The 21,410-nt window shown below is 70.4% G+C and carries 18 protein-coding genes; 17 read left to right on the top strand and 1 reads right to left on the bottom strand.

The window, feature by feature from the left end:
* Positions 1-15 precede the first annotated feature (15 nt).
* Positions 16-1,401, bottom strand: coding sequence for a sigma 54-interacting transcriptional regulator (locus D7Y15_RS27730; protein ID WP_233605109.1), 1,386 nt, complete (start codon positions 1,399-1,401; stop codon positions 16-18).
* Here D7Y15_RS27730 and D7Y15_RS46800 point away from each other — a divergent pair.
* The 17 genes from D7Y15_RS46800 to D7Y15_RS27650 form a co-directional block, all read left to right on the top strand.
* Positions 1,288-1,968: a PQQ-binding-like beta-propeller repeat protein gene (locus D7Y15_RS46800; protein ID WP_368667407.1), complete on the top strand. Its 681-nt coding sequence runs from the start codon at positions 1,288-1,290 to the stop codon at positions 1,966-1,968. The genes D7Y15_RS27730 and D7Y15_RS46800 overlap by 114 nt on opposite strands.
* A 264-nt stretch (positions 1,969-2,232) precedes the next feature.
* Complete coding sequence (locus D7Y15_RS27720; RefSeq protein WP_158629125.1) at positions 2,233-7,296, top strand: DUF4157 domain-containing protein; 5,064 nt, start codon at positions 2,233-2,235, stop codon at positions 7,294-7,296.
* Complete coding sequence (locus D7Y15_RS27715) at positions 7,296-8,258, top strand: hypothetical protein (RefSeq protein WP_120575085.1); 963 nt, start codon at positions 7,296-7,298, stop codon at positions 8,256-8,258. The genes D7Y15_RS27720 and D7Y15_RS27715 overlap by 1 nt, the downstream gene beginning before the upstream one ends.
* A gap of 255 nt (positions 8,259-8,513) precedes the next feature.
* Positions 8,514-10,481: a phage tail sheath C-terminal domain-containing protein gene (locus D7Y15_RS27710; RefSeq protein ID WP_121754455.1), complete on the top strand. Its 1,968-nt coding sequence runs from the start codon at positions 8,514-8,516 to the stop codon at positions 10,479-10,481.
* A 23-nt stretch (positions 10,482-10,504) separates the two neighbouring features.
* Complete coding sequence (locus D7Y15_RS27705; RefSeq protein WP_121754454.1) at positions 10,505-11,014, top strand: phage tail protein; 510 nt, start codon at positions 10,505-10,507, stop codon at positions 11,012-11,014.
* A complete protein-coding gene (locus D7Y15_RS27700; RefSeq protein ID WP_121754453.1) occupies positions 11,014-11,814 on the top strand; it encodes a hypothetical protein in 801 nt (266 codons plus the stop codon). Before D7Y15_RS27705 ends, D7Y15_RS27700 begins: the two co-directional genes overlap by 1 nt.
* A gap of 691 nt (positions 11,815-12,505) precedes the next feature.
* Positions 12,506-12,853 carry a hypothetical protein gene (locus tag D7Y15_RS44290; protein ID WP_148712887.1) on the top strand — a complete coding sequence of 116 codons (348 nt, stop codon included), beginning with the start codon at positions 12,506-12,508 and terminating at the stop codon, positions 12,851-12,853.
* A 1-nt stretch (position 12,854) separates the two neighbouring features.
* Positions 12,855-13,889 (top strand): DUF4255 domain-containing protein, encoded by a 1,035-nt coding sequence (locus D7Y15_RS27695; RefSeq protein ID WP_121754452.1) that lies wholly within the window; start codon positions 12,855-12,857, stop codon positions 13,887-13,889.
* Complete coding sequence (locus tag D7Y15_RS27690; protein WP_121754451.1) at positions 13,886-15,208, top strand: ATP-binding protein; 1,323 nt, start codon at positions 13,886-13,888, stop codon at positions 15,206-15,208. The genes D7Y15_RS27695 and D7Y15_RS27690 overlap by 4 nt, the downstream gene beginning before the upstream one ends.
* Positions 15,202-15,474, top strand: a complete 273-nt coding sequence (locus tag D7Y15_RS27685) for a hypothetical protein (RefSeq protein ID WP_121754450.1) — start codon at positions 15,202-15,204, stop codon at positions 15,472-15,474. Before D7Y15_RS27690 ends, D7Y15_RS27685 begins: the two co-directional genes overlap by 7 nt.
* On the top strand, positions 15,468-16,115 hold the full coding sequence (locus tag D7Y15_RS27680; protein ID WP_014394729.1) for a hypothetical protein: 648 nt from the start codon (positions 15,468-15,470) through the stop codon (positions 16,113-16,115). The genes D7Y15_RS27685 and D7Y15_RS27680 overlap by 7 nt, the downstream gene beginning before the upstream one ends.
* On the top strand, positions 16,115-16,405 hold the full coding sequence (locus D7Y15_RS27675; protein WP_120616579.1) for a LysM peptidoglycan-binding domain-containing protein: 291 nt from the start codon (positions 16,115-16,117) through the stop codon (positions 16,403-16,405). Before D7Y15_RS27680 ends, D7Y15_RS27675 begins: the two co-directional genes overlap by 1 nt.
* Before the next feature lie 4 nt (positions 16,406-16,409).
* The gene (locus D7Y15_RS27670) at positions 16,410-17,540 is read left to right on the top strand and encodes a phage late control D family protein (protein ID WP_120580999.1); all 1,131 of its coding nucleotides are present in this window, start codon (positions 16,410-16,412) and stop codon (positions 17,538-17,540) included.
* Positions 17,537-18,358 (top strand): phage baseplate assembly protein V, encoded by an 822-nt coding sequence (locus tag D7Y15_RS27665; protein WP_121754449.1) that lies wholly within the window; start codon positions 17,537-17,539, stop codon positions 18,356-18,358. Before D7Y15_RS27670 ends, D7Y15_RS27665 begins: the two co-directional genes overlap by 4 nt.
* A 16-nt stretch (positions 18,359-18,374) precedes the next feature.
* Positions 18,375-18,785 (top strand): GPW/gp25 family protein, encoded by a 411-nt coding sequence (locus D7Y15_RS27660; protein WP_014394733.1) that lies wholly within the window; start codon positions 18,375-18,377, stop codon positions 18,783-18,785.
* Positions 18,778-19,971, top strand: a complete 1,194-nt coding sequence (locus D7Y15_RS27655; protein ID WP_121754448.1) for a hypothetical protein — start codon at positions 18,778-18,780, stop codon at positions 19,969-19,971. Before D7Y15_RS27660 ends, D7Y15_RS27655 begins: the two co-directional genes overlap by 8 nt.
* A partial coding sequence (locus D7Y15_RS27650) for a hypothetical protein (RefSeq protein ID WP_199745991.1) occupies positions 19,968-21,410 on the top strand: 1,443 nt, incomplete at its 3' end. The genes D7Y15_RS27655 and D7Y15_RS27650, both read left to right, overlap by 4 nt.

Raw genomic sequence — 21,410 nt, 5'->3', positions numbered from 1 at the left:
ACCCTCTGGGAAGTCTCAACCGGGACGCGGCAGGGGGACGCGGTAGTGGTCCAGCTCGAGCCCGAAGTCCTCGATCCACCGATACACCTGCTGCCGCGAGCACCCGAGGTGCCGGGCGACCTCCGCGACCTTTCCCTGGTGCGCGCGCAGGTGGGTCTCCAACTCCTGGGGGGTGGCTTCGACGGCGCGCGCCGGACGCGGAGCAGGAGGCTGGGAGGACCCCTCCTCCGCTGACGTCGGCGCGGGAGTCCTGGCCGTCAGCATCCGTCGCTCCGCCTTCAGCTCGTGCTCCACCTGCATCCCCAGTTTCAGCGGTCCTCCGTCCGAAGCGATGACCGCGATGGAGAGCACGTTGAGCAGGCCCCGCACGTTGAGCGGCCAGTCATGCAGGAGCAGTGCCTCGGCGAGGCCCACGTCGATGGGCCGGGCTTCGGCCTTCATGCGGCCGAGGAGGTGGCGCGCGAGCGGCGCGATGTCCTCGCGGCGCTCGCGCAAGGGGGGCATCACGAGGCGCCACTGGACGAGCCTCGCGTAGAGGTCCGCGCGGAAGGCGGCCTCGTTCACCTGGGAGACGAGGTCCCGGTGGGTGGCCGCGAGCACCCGCACGTCGATGGGGAGCTCCTGCGTTCCTCCCAGGGCGCGGACCTGCCGAGTCTCCAGCACGCGGAGCAGCTTGACCTGGAGCATGGGAGGCATCTCCCCCAGCTCGTCCAGGAACAGCGTGCCTCCATGCGCCTCGCGCAGAAGCCCGTCCCGGGAGGCCGCCGCGCCAGTGAACGCGCCGCGCACATGCCCGAACAGCTCGCTGTCCAGCACGCTCTCCGCGACGCCACCGCAGTTGAGCGCGATGAAGGGCCCCGCGCGGCCGCTCAGTTCGTGCAGCGCGCGCGCCACGACCTCCTTGCCCGTCCCGGTTTCGCCCAGGATGAGCACCGACTGCTCATACCGCGCCGCCCGCTCCAGGTCGCGGTGGAGCCGCGTCAGCGCCGCGCTCCTGCCCACCAGTCCGTCGATACGCTGTTCGTCATTCGGGGCCTCGGAGGCCTCGGCGAAGACAAACAGCGTGTCCCCCATTCGAAGGACGTCCCCCCACGCGAGGGGGGCGCGTCCCGTGAGCTGTCGTCCATTGAGACGGGTGCCATTGTGGCTTCCCAGGTCTTCGACGAACCAGCTCCCCTCGACGCGTTCGATGCGCGCATGGCCACGGGAGAGCCGGGCGTCGTCCAGGGCGACCCGGGAGAAGAGTGGTGCGCCACGCCCCAGGAGCGTCGAGCCGTTTGCAAGCCCATGCCGCTCATCCCCGATGAACGCGTTCCGCGTATAGGCAAGGACGAGCGCCGCCGCTCCAGTTCCGCCTTCAGCAGAGGGCGCGTGCTCGGTGCTGAGGGTGTCGTCGGTCATCTTGGCCGCCACCCATCATATTGCAAGGAGAAGGAATCCGGGAAAACCTGCGCATGCTGTATTCTCCCGTCGGAAAAATCGGGTCCAGTACTACGCGTGCGTCAGCGAACGCGTCAGTGCATGCACGCGACTGAGAGGGAGCTGCCCATGTTGGGTTCATCTCGCTCCGTATTCTTTGGCGCCACTGCCGCGCGGACCGGACACTTCGAGGGAACGGGGCCGCTCGTGGTCAAGCGATCCCGCTGGACGGCCATCCGCTGGAGCGTCTCGTGCGGCTCCGAGGCGACCTCCTCGCCAAGGGTTGTCGACGACGACGTCTACGTGGGAACGCGGCGCGGTGGGGTGGTTGCCGTCGACGCGCGCACGGGAGCTGAGCGAAGGCCGGTGAAGGCCGGTGCGATGGCGGAGCGCCCGCGTTCGAAGGCAGCACGGTCTATGCCCTGTCCGGCCTGGGGAAGCGACTTCGCGCGCTCGACCTCGCCTGCGGCAAGGAGCGCGGGTCCCATGAGGCGGGCGCTCCCCACGGCGCGCCGCCCTCCTCATGGGACCCACTGGATTCCCGGGTGAGGGATTGACTCCCGGTGCCTGCGCCAGAGGCAGGTTTTGAGAGGGGATGACGTGTCAGCCATTCGTTTTGACGTGTCGGTTATTGCCAGAATGGCGTCGCCCCTGCGTATGACTACCGATGCAATCGCAGCAGGTAGTCTGATTGCGGCCAACCTGGAGTCTCGACGAACCGGTGCGGTACTGTGGTTGGGTTTCCGCCAGGGGGCAGCACCGCGGAAGCATTGACTCGAGTGAAGCACGCGAATGTCAGGGGGATGTTGCTTCATGTCAGGCGTGAAGGCGCAAACCACTCGGGAAGCGGTGCATGCCCCGTCCACATCGTCCGTGGGCCCTCGCTTCGATTCGCGGCAGGACCTGGAGTCCGAGCGGGCGAAGGTGCGGGACATCCTCGCCACCGGGCAGACCCTGGCGCCCGCCACGCGCCACTCGATGGAGGCCGCCTTCGGCGCGGGCTTTGGCGACGTGCGCGTGCACACCTCACCCGAGGCGGGGGCCGCGGCGCGGGCGCTCGGTGCACGGGCCTTCGCGGTGGGGACGGACATCGTCTTCGGCGCGGGGAACTACCTCCCCGGTGTTCCTGCGGGAGAGCGCCTCATCGCGCATGAGCTGGCGCATGTGGTGCAGCAGCGCTCGGCCGGCGTGAGCGGGCTGGCGGCCTTTCCGGAGTCCGTGTCCACGCCCACGCACCCGGCCGAGGTGGAGGCGGAGCGGGCCGCCTCGCTCGCGGTGCGCGGCATGCCGGTTCCCCGGCTCACGCCCAGCGCCGGCGCGGTGATGCGCGACGTGAGCATGAACCTGGACGCCGGGCCGGAAGCGGACGTCGTGCCCGTGCGTCCCACTGCGCGCACCAACAGGCAGATGGTGGCGGAGGGGCGGGAAGCCGTCTCCAATGCGCTGGACCCGACGCAGCGCCATCTGGTGGCGGACCTGACGCACCTCATCGTCTCCGGGCAGGACATCCTCTGGCTCGATGCGAACGGGAAGCGCAAGGGCACGTTCGCCATGCGACCGGACGCGGTCATCTGGGCGACGGGGTACTACCTGGCCATGGAGTCGGCGCTGGTGCGCCTGGTCGAGCAGAAGAACGAGCGTTGGTGGGCGCCCTGGTCCTTCGAGAAGGACGAGACGGCCTTCCTGACCCACTGGCTCCAACCGGCGGAGGCGAAGCGCTTCCAGGCGGAGGTCGCCTCGGTGGGGTCGTTGGTGGCGCTGGTGGGCATTCCCGAGACGAAGCCCGCGGACGACTCGAGTGCGGGGGATGCCGCGAACGCCGAGCGGCTCGTCGCGAAGGTGCGCGAGCGCATCGCCCGGAGCGTCGCCACGAAGGAGGGGGACGAGGGGACTTCCACTCCTGGCGGAGAGGGGAAGGGCGTTCCGGATCGGTTGGTGGTGTGGTCCGACGAGCGTGGCCCCTTCCTCAACGTCTGGGCGGACGGGGTCTGCAAGGTCCTGCCCCTGTCGGACGGCGAGACGGAGGAGGCGCTCCAGTCGCGCGTGGAAGAGGCCACCGAGGAGCTGCGCGAGTCCCGCGACGCGGCCAACAGCACGCAGGTCGCGAAGGGGGCGAAGCAGACGGGATTCACGGGCAAGGACGGCCAGTTCGTGGGCGGCGCATTGCCCGCGGACGTGCCTCGGCTGGCGGGCGCCCGGAATGTCGCCAACACGCTGCCGTACCCCTCGAAGGTCGTCAATTACGGCCAGGAGATCACCGTCACCGGCTCGAGCAGTCGCTTCGAGATGACGCTGGATTACGCGTCCGCGGGCTCGACGACCCTGGACCAGGTGGGCGCGCGGATGCAGCCCATCACGTACTTCTGGGACATCTTCGACGTCACGGACATGCAGCCCGAGAGCCGGGGCGACATGCGGAACGCGGCCTTGAGTTCCGACAACCAGCTGTCGCGCACGGACTCCATCGCTCGCGACTTCGGGCGGAAGATGGAGGACATCGCGGAGGACACGGCGGCGGACGTGGACGACGCCACGTCCGGTTCGGCGCTGTCCGTGGTGGCCACCTGGCCCGCGCGCTCCGCGTGGTTGGGAGTGGTGGGGCTGAGCAACGTGGTGCGCTTCGGGAAGGCGAGCATCAGCAGCTACATCGACCTGGTCACCACGCCTCGGAGCGAGCAGGGCGTGGGGTGGGACCGCGAGGGCGAGTTCCTGGTCCGCTGCGTCGCTTCGCCCCAGTTCGACGACGACTCGCCCGTCCGTCGCGCCTCCAGCGTGGCCGCGGTCGTCGTCAAGGTGATGGACGTGAACCGGCGCGCGACGCAGGTGAACGACCAGAACCTCGCGAAGATCCGGCGACTGGAGGCGCTGCGCGACCAGGCCACGGGGGAGGAGCGCGACGGGCTCGACGCCCAGATCGTGGCCCTGCGACGGGTGGAGACCGCCAGCGTGGCGGAGCTGGGCGGCGATGCGCGCACGGCGCTCGAGGAGCGCATCGCGGTGGCGAACCAGCTCGCCGCGGATCGCAAGGGGAGCGTCGCCAGGGACTCGCGGACACCGGCGTCGCGATTACTGGATGCGCAGCTCGAGCTGCAGGGCATCCCGCTGGAGGAGTACCAGCAGCAACTCGCCCAGCAGAAGGAGCAGGTGGGCCAGCGGCTCCAGCTCATCGGCAAGGTGGGCGCGCGCATCCCGGGGGCCAACTTCCGGCCGGCCGTGACGCTGGTCTCCGAGGAGAACGGTCAGGCCCACGAACTCGTCATGATGCTGGGCGAGGCGGAGGGCTCGCGCGAGGGAGCGCGTCACTACCTGCTGGCGGACGTCACGGCGCCCTCTCCGAAGGACCGCTACGTCTTCGAGGGGCGCAGCAGTCAGGCGGGGACGAAGGGCCATGCGGAGGCGGTGCGCAAGGCGTTCGTCGACTTCCGGGAGAACAACGGCTACGGGCGCGGCACGCTGGCCCTCCGGTTGCCGAAAGCGCTGGAGGACGCGGCGGGCGGCCCCTTGGGGCTGGAGCCTCGCATGCGCAGCGCCCCGGGCACGCGCGGCCGGGTGATGCAGCGCCTGACGGACCTGGCCACCGTGGCGGAGATCGCGGGCCTGTTCCTCACCGGCCCCGCGGGCCTGGCGGTCGGACTGGTCGGCGGCGTGGCGGGGGCCATCGTCGCGGTGGACAGCCTGTCCCGGCGGCACTCGGCGGGCGCGCTCAAGTGGGACTTCCAGACCCTCATGGACGTCTCGGCCATCGTCGGCGGCGTGGCGGGGGTGGCGGCTCCCGCGCTGTCGGCACTGCGCAACGCGCCCCGCTGGGCGAAGCGCGTGGAGCGGCTGCAGGGACTCCTCCACATCTACGGCGTCACCCAGCTCGGCGCGACGGTCATCATCATTCCGTACCAACTCGAGATGGAGCTGGCGGAGTTGGAGAAGTTGCAGGGGCAGCTCAGTCCGGGCCAGCTGGCGGCGCGGCGGGCGGAGGCCATCCTCGGCGCGGTCCGTTCAGGGTTGATGACGGCGGGCTCGGCGGTGCAGATGCTCCACCCGTCCGACGCGGGCAGCTCGCCTCGTGCCGCGGACTCCGAGGACGGTCTCTCCACGCGACCGGCGGAGGGGGAGCCTCGGGTCTCCACGCCGGACGAGGTCCTGGAGCCGGTCTCACGTGAGGCACATGAGGCCCGTGCGCCCGGCGACGAAGGGCCGCTGCCCGTGGATGCCGCGGGGCCGACGGCGCGGCAGCCCGCGAAGAGCGAACGCGTCACGGCGCTGGAGCTCGAGCTGGGTGACCTCCAGGGCAAGGTGGCCGTGGTGGAGCTGGGGCCCCCGGAGTTGAAGGGGCGCTCCACGCGGGTTCGCTACCGCAAGGGCCGGGTCCAGATCGAAGTGGGACCCGAAGCGGGGCCTCACCAGATCCGCACGCATGTGGAGACGGCGCGGCTCCTGCGCCGCTACGAGGGGCCCATCGGCCACATCCGTCAGTTGCTGAGCCGGCTCGTCCAGGCCCTCACGCGCATCCCCGGCTACGGCACGCTCGGCTTCGAGTCCCGGCTGGAGGTGCGCAAGCTGAACCGCATCATCAGCGAGCTGGAGTCCCTCCACGCGGGCATCGACGAACGCATCCAGAGGGTCGGAGACAAAGAGGACTCGGCGCTGGCCCGTGAGAAGGAGTCCGTCCAGCGGGACATCGCGGAGCTGGAGGTCCAGCTCGAACATTACGAGCGGCTCGTCGACTCCCTGGAGGCCGGGCGTGGCTATGTGGCCGCGGAGTACCATGCGGCGACCGCGACCACGCTCTCCACGGTGAAGGCGGAGCTGGCGACCCTCCGGACCGTGCTTGAGAAGGATGGGAATCTGTCGATCGTCACGAGGATCATCGACCAGGCGGCGCTCCTCCAGCACCAGGGCCGGATGACGGGGGTCGAGGCCTGGGTCCAGGACGCCGCGATACACAGCACGACGCCCCGGTTGCTGGAGCTTCGCCTGAGCGAACTCTCCGCGTCCGTGAAACAGGCGTCTTCGTCGCCCGCGGATCTCGTGACCCTGGTTCCGCCGGCCTCGGGGAGCACGGCACCGTTCACGACCTCCGTGACGACGGGCGGCGGGAAGGCCCGCAGGCAGATAGGGGACCGCGAGAAGGCCGCGCGCCAGTGGTTCTCGGGAGACGAAGTGGCCGCGTTCGACCTCTGGGCGGATCGTGAGGTGGGCCGCGGCCGCGATCTCGAGAAGTCCTTGGACACCAGTGGTGGGAAGGGATTGAAGGAATCCGTCGTGAGGGGCTTCGTCGATTCCGTGGCGGACTCAATGGCCCTGACGGAGCAGGCCCACCGGCATGTCGCCAACCTGGTGAGAGATCCTCTCCGTCCCAACCTGCCGCATGAACGTACTGAAAAGGGCGTCCGAATTATTTCGGGGACTGAGGAGGCCAGGATGAAAGATTTCGAGATCCAGCAAGCCTCCGAAATCCAGGCGCGCTCGAAGGAGACAGTCGTCCTCTTCGACAGCGACGCCGGGGGGAAATCCTTTCCGGGCATCGACGGCACCATCGGCTCACCGCCACGCGCCATGCAGCTCAAGTATCTCCCGTCGACCGCCGAGGACTCCGCCTCGCGAGGCCAGGCCATGAAAGCCCTGGTGAAGGCGCGAAATGCTGGATTCAACCATGTGGAGGTCTACATCAAGCCGGATGGCAAGGAGATGAAGGACGTCAAGGCCGGCTGGGGCGGCCCCTTGAAGTCGCACACGAAGGACCCCCGGCCGGTGGGGGACGTCTTCGAGAATCAGATCATCAAGCTCATCGAAATCCAATGTACCGATGGGGTACTTCGGGTCGAGTTCGTGAACGGAACGTACGTCTTCAGGACGACGCACGTCTTCAAGGAGCAGTGATGGCGGGACTCTTCATCAAAGCTTTTGCGCCGGGCGTGGGGACCGCCGAGGCCGCGGCCCGGCTCGCGGAGGCCCTGGCGAAGACTGGCAGGACCATCCACTCGCGGCAGTGGCGTCACGGGGCCGGGCCATCCTCCTCGAGCGGCCCCTGGCGGTTCTCCTGGCGGGTGATCCGCGCCACCGCGAGAGGCGGCACTGCGTTGACCCTCCAGGACGGGCCCTCCGAGCGCTGGGACCTCGACTTCTTCCGGGCGCTGTCCTCGGTGGTGGATGGCGTGGTGGTGGGCATGGACCTGTATGACTCCCTGTCTCGAGAGGGGCTCGCCAGCTTCTTCTCCGGGCGCACAATGGAGGTGGCCCTCGAGGAAGCCAGCAGTCCGCTCATCGCGCTGGGCGGTCCTTCGCTCCACCTGCTCCTCGGTGGCGCCTCCCTGGAGAGCGTGTACGAGGAGCGCTTCGGTAACTTCTGCAACTCCGTGGGCTCCCTCTTGCACGTGGGAGAAGTCCTCGAAGAGGGACACTGGGAGGTGTCGCCTCCCGCCACGGACTATGTGCTGGAGACCCTGCCACCCGAGAGCCTCCTGGTGTTGTCGAATGTCGAGGCGTCGGACTGGAGCGCCGTGGCCGGACGGCTCGCCCCGGGTGGACGGTGGCGCGCGGGACGGACACCGAGCACGAAGACTTCCTTCGTTGAGCTGCGTCACCCGGGCGTTTTCGACGAAGCACGCGTCATCGCCATCTCCAAGGCACTCGCATGTCCCGTCTCGGCCATCGAGTTGGTGTCGGGCGGTTCGCCCTTCCGGTGGGTCGAGGCGAACCAGGGGGACCTGGAGTCGTCGGGCGTGGGCGCGACCGGCATGGATTTCTTCAACGCGCTCGGCCGCGCCGTCTTCTTCCTGGGGGAGGGGCCCGGGCTGGTGTTCGGTCGTGGTTCCGGCGGGTGGCACGAAATCACCGGATGAATCCAGCTTGATTCAAACCCTGGCGCCAGGTCGAAAGACAGACCTCGACGGGGCTTGGGAAAATCGCCGCGAAATAGCCAAGGCATAAATGCCGGTACGTATAGTTGATGGTTTGGCGGGGGCGGTGAGAGTCACATGTCAGTCCCCCCAGGTATAAGCCTCAACGACACACGGACCCGGCGCCAGTCGCGCCGCTCGAATCGCGTCATGACCTGATGGGTCGGGCGTCTGATATTCATTTCAAGGAGAGGTGGCATGGCGACCTATCTGCATCCAGGTGTCTACCTGGAGGAGATTCCGAGCGGTGCAAAGCCTATCGAAGGAGTCGCCACGTCGCTGGCTGCCTTCGTGGGCGCGGCGACGCGGGGTCCTCTGGGCACACCGGTGCTCGTGCACAGTCTGGAGGAGTACGAGCGCACCTTCGGGGCCATCAGCAGTGAGCAAGATGTGATGGGTTTCGCGGTGCTGGCCTACTATCAGAACGGTGGCAAGGACGCGTATGTCGCCCGCGTGGCGGACCCCACGGGGGCCGTGGCGGCCACCGCGACGCTGAACAACGCGGATGTGTCGCCGGACCCGGTGCTCAAGTTGAGCGCCACCAGCCCTGGAGCCTGGGGCAACGGCCTCCACCATCGCGTGGTGCGCTCGGCCTCCACGGCGGCGCCGGCCTTCACGCTCGAAGTGGGCCACATGGAGCTGGTGGACGGGCTGCAACGCTTCAAGGCGGACCTGTCCTTCCCGAACCTGTCCATGAACGAGCGCTCACCGAGCTACGCGCTCTCGGTGGTCAACGGCGACTCCTCGCCGGTGCGGCTCGAGTTCGCCAACGGCACCGTGAAGGACCTGGCCGACTTCGGCAAGCTGACGGGCGCGGCGCTCCACGCGACGGCGGTTCCCGCCAACTACTTCACCACCTTCGGCCTCCCGGAGGAGCTGTCGTTCAGCATCAACCTGGACGCGCTGGGCACGCGCAACTTCACGGTCCTGAAGACGCCCCTGGCGCTCGGCGGGACGGACGCGGCCGCGGACGCGGACAAGGTGGCCGCCGCCATCCAGCAGGCGGTGCGAGGCATCTCCGGCACGGACGCGCCCTTCAAGGACTTCACCTGCACCTACGAAACGGCCACGCGCCAGTTCGTGCTCTCGTCGCCGAAGTCGTCGTACGCCTCCGTGGAGGTCTACGACACGGGCTCGGGCCCCACGCTCGCCAAGGCGATGAAGCTGGACCCGGCCTCCAGCCCCACCGCGGCACACGGCGCCGTGATGCTGACGCCCGCGTCGGTGGAGGCCAGCTCGACGGCGAAGCTCGCGGGCGGGGCGGCCAACGCGCCCCGCCCGGAGGACTTCCAGGCCGTCTTCGGTGGCGCGCTGAGGAAGATCCGCGACATCACCACGGTGGTGCTGCCGGGCAACTCTCTGCCGAGCACCGGCGCGGGCAACGGCGCCGTCGCCGCGGCGCTCGCGCACTGCGAGGAGATGCGCAACCGGGTGCTCATCGTCGACCCGGAGCCTGGCTTCGAGCTGACGTCGGCCTCGCGCGTGGACCAGCTCAAGCTGCCGACGTCCACCTATGCCGTCGCCTACTACCCCTGGGTGAAGGTGGCCAACCCCTTCTACAAGGCGGAGTCGCCGGGCACGAAGAGCCCCACGGTGAAGGTGGCGCCCTCGGCGTTCGCGGCGGGCATGTGGTCGCGCGTCGACGCGCGCCGGGGCGTGTGGAAGGCGCCCGCGGGCGTGGAGACGGGGCTGACGGGCGTGGCGGGCCTGGAGTTCGGTGTGGATGACGGCGTGCAGGACCAGCTCAACCCGCTGGGCGTCAACGCGCTGCGCGCGCTGCCGAACTTCGGCTCGGTCCTCTGGGGGGCTCGCACGCTGGCCACCAAGGTGGACCCGGAGTGGCGCTACGTGTCCGTGCGCCGCACGGCCATCCTCATCGAGCAGAGCGTCTACAACGGCATCCAGTGGGCGGTGTTCGAGCCCAATGACCACCGGTTGCACGCGGCGCTGCGCACCAACATCGGCTCGTTCATGGACGGCCTGTTCCGGGCCGGTGCCTTCCAGGGCGAGAAGGCCTCCGACGCGTACTTCGTCCGCTGCGGTCTGGGCGACACCATGACCCAGGGGGACATCGACCGGGGGCAGGTCATCGTCGTCGTCGGGTTCGCGCCGCTCAAGGCCGCCGAGTTCGTCATCGTCCGCATCCAGCAGAAGCTCCAGCAATAGGTCCACGACCGAGGTGATGAGACATGGCCGCACCAATGTTCACGGTGAACACGCACCGGCACGACCCGTACCGGACCTTCAAGTTCCAACTGCTCATCGACGGCCGTCCGGTGGCCGGGCTCAAGAAGATGGGCGCCCTGAAGAAGAAGACGGAGGCCATCAAGTGGCGCACGGGGGGAGACCCGTCGCACGAGCGCATCCTGCCGGGAGGCACCAGCTACGACCCCATCACCCTGGAGCAGGGGCTGACGCATGACCCCGTGTTCGAGGCCTGGGCCGCCCTGGTGAACAACGTCGAGGGTGACGCGGCGATGTCCTTGAAGAACTTCCGCAAGGACCTGGTGATCAACGTCCTCAACATGCAGGGGCAGGTGGCCATCTCCTACAAGATCCTCCGGGCCTGGGTGTCGGAGTACCAGGCGCTGCCGGACCTGGACTCGCAGGCGATGAACACGGTGGGCATCCAGACGCTCACGCTCCAGCATGAGGGCTGGCAGCGTGACACGAGCGTGCCCGAGCCCGCGGAGACCTGATGCTGCTGCCAGGTGGACTCCTCCGCGCCGGAGCGCTCCGGCGACAGTTCTCCTTCCGCGAACCGGACGGAGTCCTCGAGCTGGAGCTCTCGGAGCTGGCGCGGGGGCGCGGGTCGCTGCCGCGCAAGGTCTCGCGGGTGTTGGCGGCGGCGCTGGAGCACGTGGGCGGTGCTCCGGTGGACGGGGTGCTCGCCGGTGAGCTGTGTGTCGCGGATCGCCAGTTCCTGATGCGAGGACTGGAGCGGCTGCTCGGCCTGGAGCGGTCGTGGCACACGGTGGTGTGCGGCGCGTGCGGCGAGCGGTTCGACTTCGAGCTGCCGGTGTCGCGCTTGCCGGTGAAGCAGGCGGGGGAGGGCTTCCCCTTCGCGGAGGTGGAGACGGGGCAGGGGCGGGTCCGGGTCCGCGTGCCCGCGGGCGCGGACCAGGAGGCCGTCGTGGAGGAAGGGCGGATGGATGCGCACGCGTTGCTGGCGCGCTGCGCGGAGCCGTTGGACGCCTCCACGTGGGACGTGACGCGGCTGGATGCCGCGGACGTGCAGCGCATCGACGAGGCACTGGAGGCGGTGTCTCCAGCGGTGGTGACGCGGGTCCGGGCGCCCTGTGCCGCATGCGGGGGCGTGCGGGAGGTGGAGGTGGATCCGTATGGGTGCCTGTCCATGGACCCGGAGGTGTTGCTGGAGGAGGTCCACACGCTGGCGTCGGCGTACCACTGGAGCGAGCGGGACATCCTCGCGCTCCCGAGGCACCGGCGGCGGCGGTACCTGCGTCTCGTGGAACGGGGCGCGGGTGTGACGACGTGAAACGACTTTGGAGTCCGCGATGGGGTTTCTGGCTGACATCCTTGCCGATGCGCTCCCGCACCGGGTGCCCGAGGCACCGCTGGAAGAGTGGGAGGACACACCTGTGTCCGAGGTCGTCGGGGAAGCACCACCGGCGTGGGGCGGAGAGCCCGCCCCCCGGTCCGCGGACCATGACTGGGAGGCCAGGCCTGACTCCGGAAACGGAAGTCGAGGTCTGGGAAAGGTGGCTAGCGCAGTGGTCCCTCAGGGGCAGGGCGGCATCCTGGCAGGTGCCGTCCGAGTTCCAGTGGAGGCTGGTGGGGAACCGGACCGGGCGACCGGCGAGGACCCCGACAGCCTTGATGTTCTACCCGACCCGGTCCTGGTGAAGTCACGTGGGGCGGGTGGGTTCGAGGTGCCTGACGGCGTGACCGGACTGACGCCGCTTCTTCGTGGAGCGGGGTTGGAAGAAGGCAGGTCCCAGGACACCGAGCTCCCCTCCGTTCCGCCTCTGGCTGCGACAGGCCTGCTCAGGAGAAAGCCACAGGGGTCCGCCACCCCTCCCGCCTTCGTGCCGTCCGTGCCTCCGCGTGTTCCGGAGGCTCGGGGGCCATCGATGCCCGCGTCCCAGGAGGCCGCGCCTGGCCGGTCCTCGGGGCCGGCGGCACCGGGGGCCTTCGTACAAGAAGCCCCAGCGCCGAAGGGACGGGCCGTGCCCGGGTCCGCTTCGTCCGGGTCCACCGCGTCCGAGACTCCAGCTCGTGCCCCGCGCCCGGTGCCGGGCGCGTCCTCCGCCGAGGGCGAGGCGCGGGCGGTTCCCCGGGACGTCGCGCGACAGGCTCCGCCGCCAGGGGAGGCCGCTCCGGCGTTGCCGCCAGGGGAGGCCGCGCGAGGGGCCGCTCCGGCGTTGCTGCCGCGGCGCGAGCTCCAGGAGCCCCGTGTGCACATCGGCGAGGTGCACGTGGTCATCACCGCGCCGGCGCCCGCGCCCGCGTCTTCCTCCGCGATTCCGGGCCAGGGCTCGGACTTGCTCAACCGTCACTACCTCCGGAACGCCTGAGATGGCCCTGCCTGAATCCTCGGTCTCCGTGGCCTGCCGCTCGCTGGCGGACTTCGTTCGCGAGAGCTTCCGCCTGCAGGGGCAGACGGTCCGCGTGCCCATCGGCACGCCCGCCGCCGCCGCGCCCGCCACGGGTGACACGGACCACCGGGTCAACCTGTTCTTCCACCGCTTCGAGCCACCGCCCATGGGCGCGGACGTGCTGCCCGGTCAGACCTGGTTCCTGCGCGTGCACTGCCTGGTGACGGCGTTCGCCGCCGCCGAGGACACGGTGAGCGCGGGGGAGAACGACCTGCGCCTGCTGGGCGAGGTCATCCGCTTCTTCCACGAGAAGCCCGTCATGGACGCGCTGGACGCCTCCGGCGAGGTGGTCCGCTTGCAGCTCATCTTCCAGCCGCTGAGCCTGGATGACATCAACCGCCTCTGGTCCACGCAGAAGGACGTCGTCTACCGGCCGTCCGTGGCCTACGAGGTGGCGCTCGTTCCGGTGGTGCCGCGCACGCGCACGCGCGAGGCGCCTCGCGTGGTGTCCGTGGGGGCCCACGTACAGCCGCGGACGCAACGCGGGCCGGTGCCGGCGGTGCCAGCCTGGACGCCGCCCCTGGCGCGGTTGAGGGTGGACCCGCGGTTGGAGGACTGGGCGCCGCAGGTTGGCTTCGTGCGCGCGGGGACCTGCACGCAGAGCCTGGTGTTCGAGGTGGGCAGCCCGGAGCTGGCGGGCTTCACGCCAGAGGTCGTGGTGGCCGGAGCGGCCGGGGCGAGCGTGCACTTCCGGTGGGACGTCTGGGACCAGACCCTGGGGTGGCGCACGGTGGACACGGCGGTCGACATGACGCCGGCCGTGCTGGAGGTGGACCCGGAGCAGCCGCCCGCAGAGTCGCGTGTGTCGGTGCCGCTGCCCTTCTCGGACCATGCGGGACAGGCCGTGCTCTACGCCGTGCGCCGCTACCGGCGCGCCGCGGACGGGCCGGAGGGCGTGGAGCTCGAGGCGCGGGGCAACCCCGTCTTCGTCACCTTGCATGGAGGTGGCGCATGAGCACGGAACCCCTGCGGGCGGAGGTGGAGCGGGTGGAGTTGCTGGGGCAGTGCCTGTCGCGGCTGCGCCAGGGCGCGTCGTTGGAGGACGCGGTGCTGGAGCGGCTGCGCGAGGCCCAGGCGCGGGTGCGGGTGGCCCGGGAGGATGGCTCGGCGTGGCGCCTGCTCCGCGCGAGCCAGCTCGCTCCCGTCGAGTACGACGTGCTGGCCTGCGCGGTGGCGCCCGAGATGGAGCCTCGCGTCGGCTGGCTCTTCCAGCAGCTCCAGCCTGGCGCGACGCAGCCGGTGTACCCCACGGCGGCGCTCATCCAGGAGCTGCTCGCCTTGCAGCCCGCGGACGGCGCGAGGTTGTCGTCGGTGTTGTCCGAGGACGCGCCCCTGCGGCGCCTGGGGTTGCTGGAGCGCGACGAGGGAGGCCCCTACTCGCCCATCCGGCCGAGCCGTGGCCTCACGCCGCGCCTGCTCGGAGCCCCGGAGCCGCCCCTGTCGCTCCCGGGCGCGTTGCGGGTGCCGGGCACGGCGCGCTGGGAGGAGCTGGTGCTGCCGGAGGCGAAGCTGGCGCTCCTGCGGGAGTTCCTGTTGTGGCTCCAGCATCGCGAGACGGTGGTGGAGCAATGGGGCGGCCGCGCGATGGGAGGCCCCGTGGCGTTGTTCTCCGGCCCGTCCGGGACGGGGAAGACGTTCGCCGCCTCGGTGCTCGCCACGACGATGGGCTGGGAGCTGCACCGCGTGGACCTGGGCGCGCTCGTCAGCAAGTACATCGGGGAGACGGAGAAGAACGTCAGCAAGCTCTTCGACGCGGCCCACGGGCGCGACGTCATCCTCCTCTTCGACGAGGCGGACAGCCTCTTCGGCCGCCGTGGCGAGGTGCGCGAGGCCCGCGACCGGTACGCCAACCAGGAGGTGAGCCACCTGCTGGCGCGAATCGAGCAACACACGGGGCCGTGCATCCTCACCACCAACCTCAAGGGCAACCTGGACCCGGCGTTCGCCCGGCGTTTCCAGATGGTGGTGGAGTTCCCCCGGCCGGACGCCCGCGCGCAGGCGAGGTTGTGGCGGGGGCTGCTGCCGCCGCGTGCGCCGCTGTCGCCGGAGGTGGACCCGGAGGTGCTGGGCGCGGCGGTGAGCCTGTCCGGTGGCGGCATCCGCAACGCCGCGCTGCACGCGGCCTATCTCGCCGCGGGCGCGGGGACCCCCATCGGCATGCGGGAGCTCGCGCTCGCGGTGTGGCGCGAGCTGGGCAAGGAGGGGCGCGACGTGTCCGCCTCGGAGCTGGGGCCCTTGCGCAAGCACCTGCCCAAGGAGCTGGCGCCATGCTGACCATCGACGCGTTGCACCTGCGGCTGCCAGCGGGCTTCGAGCGCCGCGCGGACACGCTCGTCCGGCTCGTCGCGCGCGAGCTGTCTCGCGTGCACGTGGTGAGTGAGGGCACGCACCACGTGCCTTTCGCGAACCTGTCGCTGCACGTGGACCTGTCGCTGCCGGATGGGGAGGTGGCCTCGCGCATCGCCCACGCGCTCGTCACCCATGTCAGGGGCGCGGTGGAGACTGGCCGGGTCGAAGAGGAAGGAGGCCGTGGATGGTGAGGGTGAGCCGGGGCGCGCTGGTGGAGTACGGCCTGTCCGTGCCTCCCCTGGCGCTGGTGTTCGACTTCAATCCGCGCACGCTCTCGCGCACGCGCACGCTCACCTTGCGCACGCCGGGGACGCCAGGGTTGCGCGGGGCCTACGACTTCGCGCTGCCCACGGAGACGCCCCGCGTGGCACAGGGCGTGTCGGTCGAGCCGGAGTCGTTCACGCTGGAGATCCTCCTGGACGCCACCGACCGCATGCACGAAGGCGACGCGGTGGCCGCCACGCTGGGCATCCAGCCGGAGCTGGACACGCTGCGCACGCTGGTCGAGCCGAAGTCGCAGGGGCCGGGAGGGCTTCAGCTGCTGGCCAGCCTGGGGCTCGGGTCGGAGCGGGCCTTCCAGCGCGAGCAGTTCGCGTCGGTGCTGCTGTTCGTCTGGGGTGGCCAGGTGCTGCCCGTGTTCCTGACGTCCGTCCGGGTGGAGGAGACGAACTTCCTGCCCTCGCTGGTGGCCTACCGGGCGACGGTGTCGCTCACGTTGCAGGTCATCGAGGGCAACAACCCGTTCTACCTGCGGGAGAAGGCCCGTCAGCTCGTGGGCGCGGCGGTCAACAGCGGCCGGCTCACCGCGGACCTGCTCAAGGGGGTGCTGTGATGTTCCCGCGTGACTCGCGGTATGCGAAGGCCCGTGCCTTCGACGAGGACCCGGTGTTGGGGGAGGTGTTCCGCGGCGTGAGGCCTCGCGCCATCGGCCCGGCCACCGGCGTGTTGGAGCACGTGGTCCGCTCCGGTGAGCGCCTGGATCTGCTGGCGCGCCACTACTACAACGACGCGAGGCTGTGGTGGCGCATCCTGGACGCCAACCCGGGCTTCCTCTTCGGCGGCGACCTGACGCTCGACAGCTTCGTGGGCCAGGTCATCCTCATCCCCCGGGCCACGGAATAGCGCCATGCTGGCCGACCTGTTCAGCGAGCGCTTCCGGGAACCCGTCGAGTGCGCCATCGAGGTGCGAGGCCGTCCCATCACCTCGCTCTATCCGTTCCTCCGCGAAGCCAGGGTGGAGGTGAGCCGCGACCGGGTCGGCGTGGCGACGCTCGTCTTCGACACGCGCCGCGACGAGAGCGGGCGCTGGACGGTGCAGGACGCGGAGGTCCTGGCCCCCTGGGAGCCCATCCTCATCGAGGCCCGCTTCGGTCAGCACACCGAGGAGGTGCTGCGGGGCTTCGTGCGCGAGGTGCGCGCGGACTATCCCGAGGACATGGGCACCGCCCGCGTCACGGTGTCCTGCCAGGACGAATCGCTGGCGATGGACCGCGAGCACGTGCGGCGCGTGTGGGGCGCGGAGGTCCCGACGTCGGACGGCGTGCTGCTGGCGGAGATCGCCGCGCGCCACGGCCTGGTGGTGGACCCCACCAGCGGCGCCGGCCTGAGCGGATTGGTGGTGCCGCAGGACTCCACCGACATCCGGTTCCTGCGTGCCCGGGCCGAGGCCAACGGGTACGAGCTGCTGGTCCGGGGAGGCGTCATCTACTTCGGCCCCATGCGGCTGGACGCCGAGCCCCAACCGACCATCCGCGTCTACGCGGGCCTGGACACGCACTGCCGCGCGTTGAGCGTCACCACGGACGGGCACCGCCCGAACACGGTGGCGGTGGACCTGGCCCCCTTGTCGGGCGCAGAGCCACGCCGGCAGGAGGTGACGCCGGACCTCCCGCTGCTCGGCACCCAGCAGGCGCACGGTGGCCAAGAGGGGCGCGACTTCACGTGGCTGCTCACCCGCGAGGGGGCCGTGGACGAGGAGGAGCTGCTCGCCCGGGCCCGGCGCAAGGTGAACGACTTCTCCCTGCGCGTGCGCGCGGAAGGGGAGCTGGACGGCACGGCCTACGGTCATGTCCTCAAGGTGGGCCAGCCCGTGGGCGTGGACGGCGTCGGTGAGTGGCTGGGCGGCATCTACTACGTGGACGCCGTCACGCATGTCTTCTCACACGACGGTTACCGGCAGGGGCTGCGCCTCTTGCGCAATGCCTATGGGGACAACCTCGGGGGCGGGGCGCTCAACGTGCTGGGAGGTCTCCTGTGACGCCAGAGCTGCTCACGGAGCTCATCCGGCATACGCGCGACAAGTACTTCGGCAAGTACCGGGGCTTCGTCGCGGACAACCAGGACCCGGACGGATTGGGGCGCCTCAAGTTGAGGGTGCCGTCGGTGCTGGGCTCCGAGTCCTCGCCCTGGGCGCTGCCCTGCGTGCCCTTCGGTGGCGCCGCGGGACATGGCTGGTTCGCCATTCCGGAGGTGGATGCCCAGGTGTGGGTGGAGTTCGAGGAGGGGGACCTGCGCAGGCCCATCTGGACGGGGACGTTCTGGCAGAAGAAGGAGGACGTGCCGGAGGACGCGGCGAAGACGCCTCCCACCACGCGCCTGCTCCGCACGCCCGCGGGCCACGTGTTGCGGTTCGACGACGCGAAGGACGAGGAGGCGGTGCTGCTCCACCACCCGAAGGGGGCTCAGCTGAGCATCGACCCGAAGGGGACGGTGGCGCTGACGGACGCCAAGGGCGCCACGGTGGTGCTGGACGCGGAGGGCGAGGAGCTGCGCGTCGAGGACAGCCACGGCAACTCGCTCGTCCTGTCCTCCAGCGGCGTGCGGGTGGAGGACTCGCACGGCAACACCATCGAGACCGCGTCCTCGGGGGTGAAGGTGAAGGGCCAGCAGGTGGTGGTGGAGGGGACGCAGGTGCTTTTGGGCGGCAGTGGCGGGGAGCCCGTCATCAAGGGGCAGAGCTTCCTCACCCTGTTCGCCACGCACGTGCACACCTCGTCGGCGCCGGGGGGCCCCACGTCGCCGCCCATCCCCCAGGGCGAGATGAGCACGCTGTCGACGTCGGTGATGACGAAGTGAGGGAAAGGGACGAGGGATGAGCGAGCCATTCGATCAGCGTCAGCGCCTGGGGGACCCACCGTGCCTGGCCTTCCCGTTCCGCGTGGAGGCGCAGGGGCCGGCCATCAGCCGGCGCGGCCAGCACGTGCGGGAGCAGATCGAGCAGGTCCTCTTCACCACGCCCGGGGAGCGGGTGTTCCGCCCGGACTTCGGGGGTGGGGCGAAGATGCTGGTGTTCGAACCCAACGGCACGCCGCTGTGGGACGTGACGCGGCGGCGCATGCAGGCGGCGCTGGCGGACGCGCTGCGCGGAGAGGTGGACCCGGGCAGCCTGGAGCTGGAGGTGACGGGCGAGGACGAGAAGCTCCAACTCGTCGTGCGCTACCGCCTCACCACGCTGGGTGTTCCCCAGCAGCAGCTCTTCGCGGTGGGAGGCGTCGGTGGCTGACACGCCCGTCCCTGGAATCCTCTTCGAGCCCGGGCTGCCGGGGTGTGGCCGCCGCGTGGTGCGGGGACTGCCCCGGCCGCTCCCCGACGTGGGCAACGACTTCGACTGGCAGGTGCGCGACTTCGACGGCTTCCGCCGCTTCATGATGGAGGAGCTGGCGGCGCGCATCCCGGAGCGCCAGCGCTGGACGGCGGCGGACATCGAGGTCGTCCTGGTGGAGGTGCTGTCGGCGGTGCTCGACCAGCTGTCGGACATGGCGGACCGGGTCGCCGCCGAGTCCTTCCTGGAGACCGCGCGCCGGCCGGAGTCCGTGCGGCGGCTGTCGCGGCTCATCGGCTACGACGCGGAGCGCATGGCCTTCGCCGCGGGAGACATCCGCACCAACCCGGCGGCGGATGGGGAGGGGGCGAGGGCGGAGCTGGAGCAGGCCTGGGCGGCGAACCCCTTCCTGATGGAGGCGGCGCGGCGCGCGGGGCCTCGCGAGCTGCACGTCCAGCGGCGCATGGTGACGGTGGAGGACTACGGCGGGATGTTGGAGGAGCACCCGCTGGTCCGCCACGCGCAGGCCTCGCTGGAGTGGGGCGGCTCGTGGACCGTCGTGCGGGTGGCCATCATCGGGGGGAATGACCGGGTGCTGGATGCCGTGGAGGGCACGAGCGCGGCGGCCACCACGCCCGCGGACCTGCGCAAGCGCGTGGAGCGCTTCCACATCGAGCGGGGGCTGGATGCGCCGCACTGGCCGGACACCTCCCTGCGCACGTTGCTGGGCGGCTACGTGGAGACGTACCGGATGATTGGCCAGGAGGTGCAGCTCCAGGACGCGGTGCCGGTGGGCATCCAGCTGGCGTTCACCGTCCAGGTGGGGCCGGACTACTTCCAGTCCGAGGTCCGCTCCGCGGTGGAGCAGGCCCTCGGGCGCGGCCCGGGAGGGTTCTTCGAGCCGGGCCGGCTGCGCTTCGGCGAGGACGTCAACGCCAGTGACCTCATCCAGACGCTCACCGCGCTGGAGGGTGTGGAGACGGTGCAGTTGGATCAGCTCAAGCGTTTCGGCGCGCGCTACCTGGACCAGGTGGCCACCGGCCGCATCCTCCTCCAAGGCATCGAGCTGGCCACGTGTGACAACGACCCGGCCCATCCGGAGCGGGGCTCGTACACGTTGAACCTGCGGGGCGGGAGGCGAGGGTGAGCAAGTCATCGGACATCACCCGGTGGAACCGGGCGGGGTTGCGGCGCATCCGCTACGTGGACGCCAACGCGGCCACGCTGCTCGAGGAGCTCCGCGCGCGATTGGACGAGCGCTTCAACCGGCCGGAGGCGTCCGTCCGCTGGCCCGGGATGCAGGCTCCGGTTTCGGAGAGCGAGTCCGAGCGGCAGGCGCGGCTGCTGGCCCAGTACGAGGCCCCGCGTGCCTCCGTGCCGGACTGGGGTTGGGAGATTGCCCGCGCCCTGGCGCGTGCGACGCACGTCCTCACCGAGCACGTGGACGCCTATGCCAACGAGGGCTACCTGGGGACGGCGACCCAGTGGGAGAGCCTGCGCCGGCTGGTGGAGATGATCGACTACCACCCGTCGCCTCCCGCGTCGGCCTTCACTCCGCTGGTGGTGCACGCGAAGGCGGGGACGCGGGGACGGCTGGGGCGAGGCTTCGCGGTGCGGCACTCGCCGCCGGACGGGGGCGCGCCTGTCACGTTCGAGTCGCTCGACGACCTGGACGTGGACGCGGAGCTCAACCTGCTCCGGCCCGCGGGGCATGGGGTGAGTCCGGACGCGCTGGGACACTCCACGAAGAAGCTGGTGTTGGAGGGGAGCCTCTCCGGCATCAACGCGGGGGAGCCCGTCGTCCTCGAGAGCGAGGTGGATGGGCGGTGCGTGGCCTTCGTGGTGGACAGCGTCCTCCAGGAGGCGGGGACCACGACCCTGCGGGTGACCCCCACGCTCCCGAGCAACGTCTTCACCCTCGGGCGCACGCGCGTGCATGTCCGCCCCAAGGAGCGGTTGCCGGTCCAGGGGCCGCTGCGGACGGGCGGCGCGGTGGGGTTGATGCTGCGGCTGGCGGTGGAGCCGCGGGGCCTGCTCGCGGGGGACATCGTCACCGTGTCGGACGGACAGCGGCGCTACTACCGGCGCGTCACCTCCGTGGACGGGAAGAAGGTGGGGTTGGACCGGAGCGTCGGCGAGCTGGCCCTGGCGCAGGCGGTGCTGGCCCGGCCGGTGGTGGTGCCGGTGGCGCGGCAGATGGGGAAGCGGATCATCACTTCGAGCGAGCCGCCCACGGTGGAGTATTTCGTCCAGGTCCCCGGTGCCTGGCAGCGCTTGAACGGGGAGACGCTGGGGGACCCGCGCGCCTTCGAGGACCCGGTGCGGGAGTACGAGGTGCACGTGGTGTCCGCCGCCGAGGTCCCGGTGGAGACCTCCGAGGAGGCGAATCGAGGCTACACCCTGCTCAAGCTCACCCAGCGGCGCGCTGAGGGAGAGACAGAGGAGTCGCTGCTCAACCCGCAGTCCTTCCTGGCGCCGCCGCCCGCGTCCGCAGGGGGCTGGGAGGTGGGCACCTTCCTGATGGCGGAGGACTCGGCGTCGTTGCTGCCGGGGACTTTGTGGGCGGACAAGCCCAAGGGGCTGGGG

It is taken from the genome of Corallococcus sp. AB030, from assembly GCF_003668965.1.
GTDB lineage: Bacteria > Myxococcota > Myxococcia > Myxococcales > Myxococcaceae > Corallococcus > Corallococcus exiguus.
Note: the sequence above shows the minus strand (reverse complement) of the source record. Positions and strands in the feature narration are given on the sequence as shown.

What these genes read in the sequence shown, in the direction of transcription:
- D7Y15_RS27700 (WP_121754453.1), top strand. Translation starts at nt 11,014, where the DNA reads ATGCTGCTGCCAGGTGGACTCCTCCGCGCCGGAGCGCTCCGGCGACAG.
- D7Y15_RS27675 (WP_120616579.1), top strand. Translation starts at nt 16,115, where the DNA reads ATGTTCCCGCGTGACTCGCGGTATGCGAAGGCCCGTGCCTTCGACGAG.
- D7Y15_RS27705 (WP_121754454.1), top strand. Translation starts at nt 10,505, where the DNA reads ATGGCCGCACCAATGTTCACGGTGAACACGCACCGGCACGACCCGTAC.
- D7Y15_RS27720 (WP_158629125.1), top strand. Translation starts at nt 2,233, where the DNA reads ATGTCAGGCGTGAAGGCGCAAACCACTCGGGAAGCGGTGCATGCCCCG.
- D7Y15_RS46800 (WP_368667407.1), top strand. Translation starts at nt 1,288, where the DNA reads ATGCCGCTCATCCCCGATGAACGCGTTCCGCGTATAGGCAAGGACGAG.
- D7Y15_RS27695 (WP_121754452.1), top strand. Translation starts at nt 12,855, where the DNA reads ATGGCCCTGCCTGAATCCTCGGTCTCCGTGGCCTGCCGCTCGCTGGCG.
- D7Y15_RS27715 (WP_120575085.1), top strand. Translation starts at nt 7,296, where the DNA reads ATGGCGGGACTCTTCATCAAAGCTTTTGCGCCGGGCGTGGGGACCGCC.
- D7Y15_RS27670 (WP_120580999.1), top strand. Translation starts at nt 16,410, where the DNA reads ATGCTGGCCGACCTGTTCAGCGAGCGCTTCCGGGAACCCGTCGAGTGC.
- D7Y15_RS27710 (WP_121754455.1), top strand. Translation starts at nt 8,514, where the DNA reads ATGGCGACCTATCTGCATCCAGGTGTCTACCTGGAGGAGATTCCGAGC.
- D7Y15_RS27730 (WP_233605109.1), bottom strand. Translation starts at nt 1,401, where the DNA reads ATGACCGACGACACCCTCAGCACCGAGCACGCGCCCTCTGCTGAAGGC.
- D7Y15_RS27660 (WP_014394733.1), top strand. Translation starts at nt 18,375, where the DNA reads ATGAGCGAGCCATTCGATCAGCGTCAGCGCCTGGGGGACCCACCGTGC.
- D7Y15_RS27680 (WP_014394729.1), top strand. Translation starts at nt 15,468, where the DNA reads ATGGTGAGGGTGAGCCGGGGCGCGCTGGTGGAGTACGGCCTGTCCGTG.
- D7Y15_RS27685 (WP_121754450.1), top strand. Translation starts at nt 15,202, where the DNA reads ATGCTGACCATCGACGCGTTGCACCTGCGGCTGCCAGCGGGCTTCGAG.
- D7Y15_RS27690 (WP_121754451.1), top strand. Translation starts at nt 13,886, where the DNA reads ATGAGCACGGAACCCCTGCGGGCGGAGGTGGAGCGGGTGGAGTTGCTG.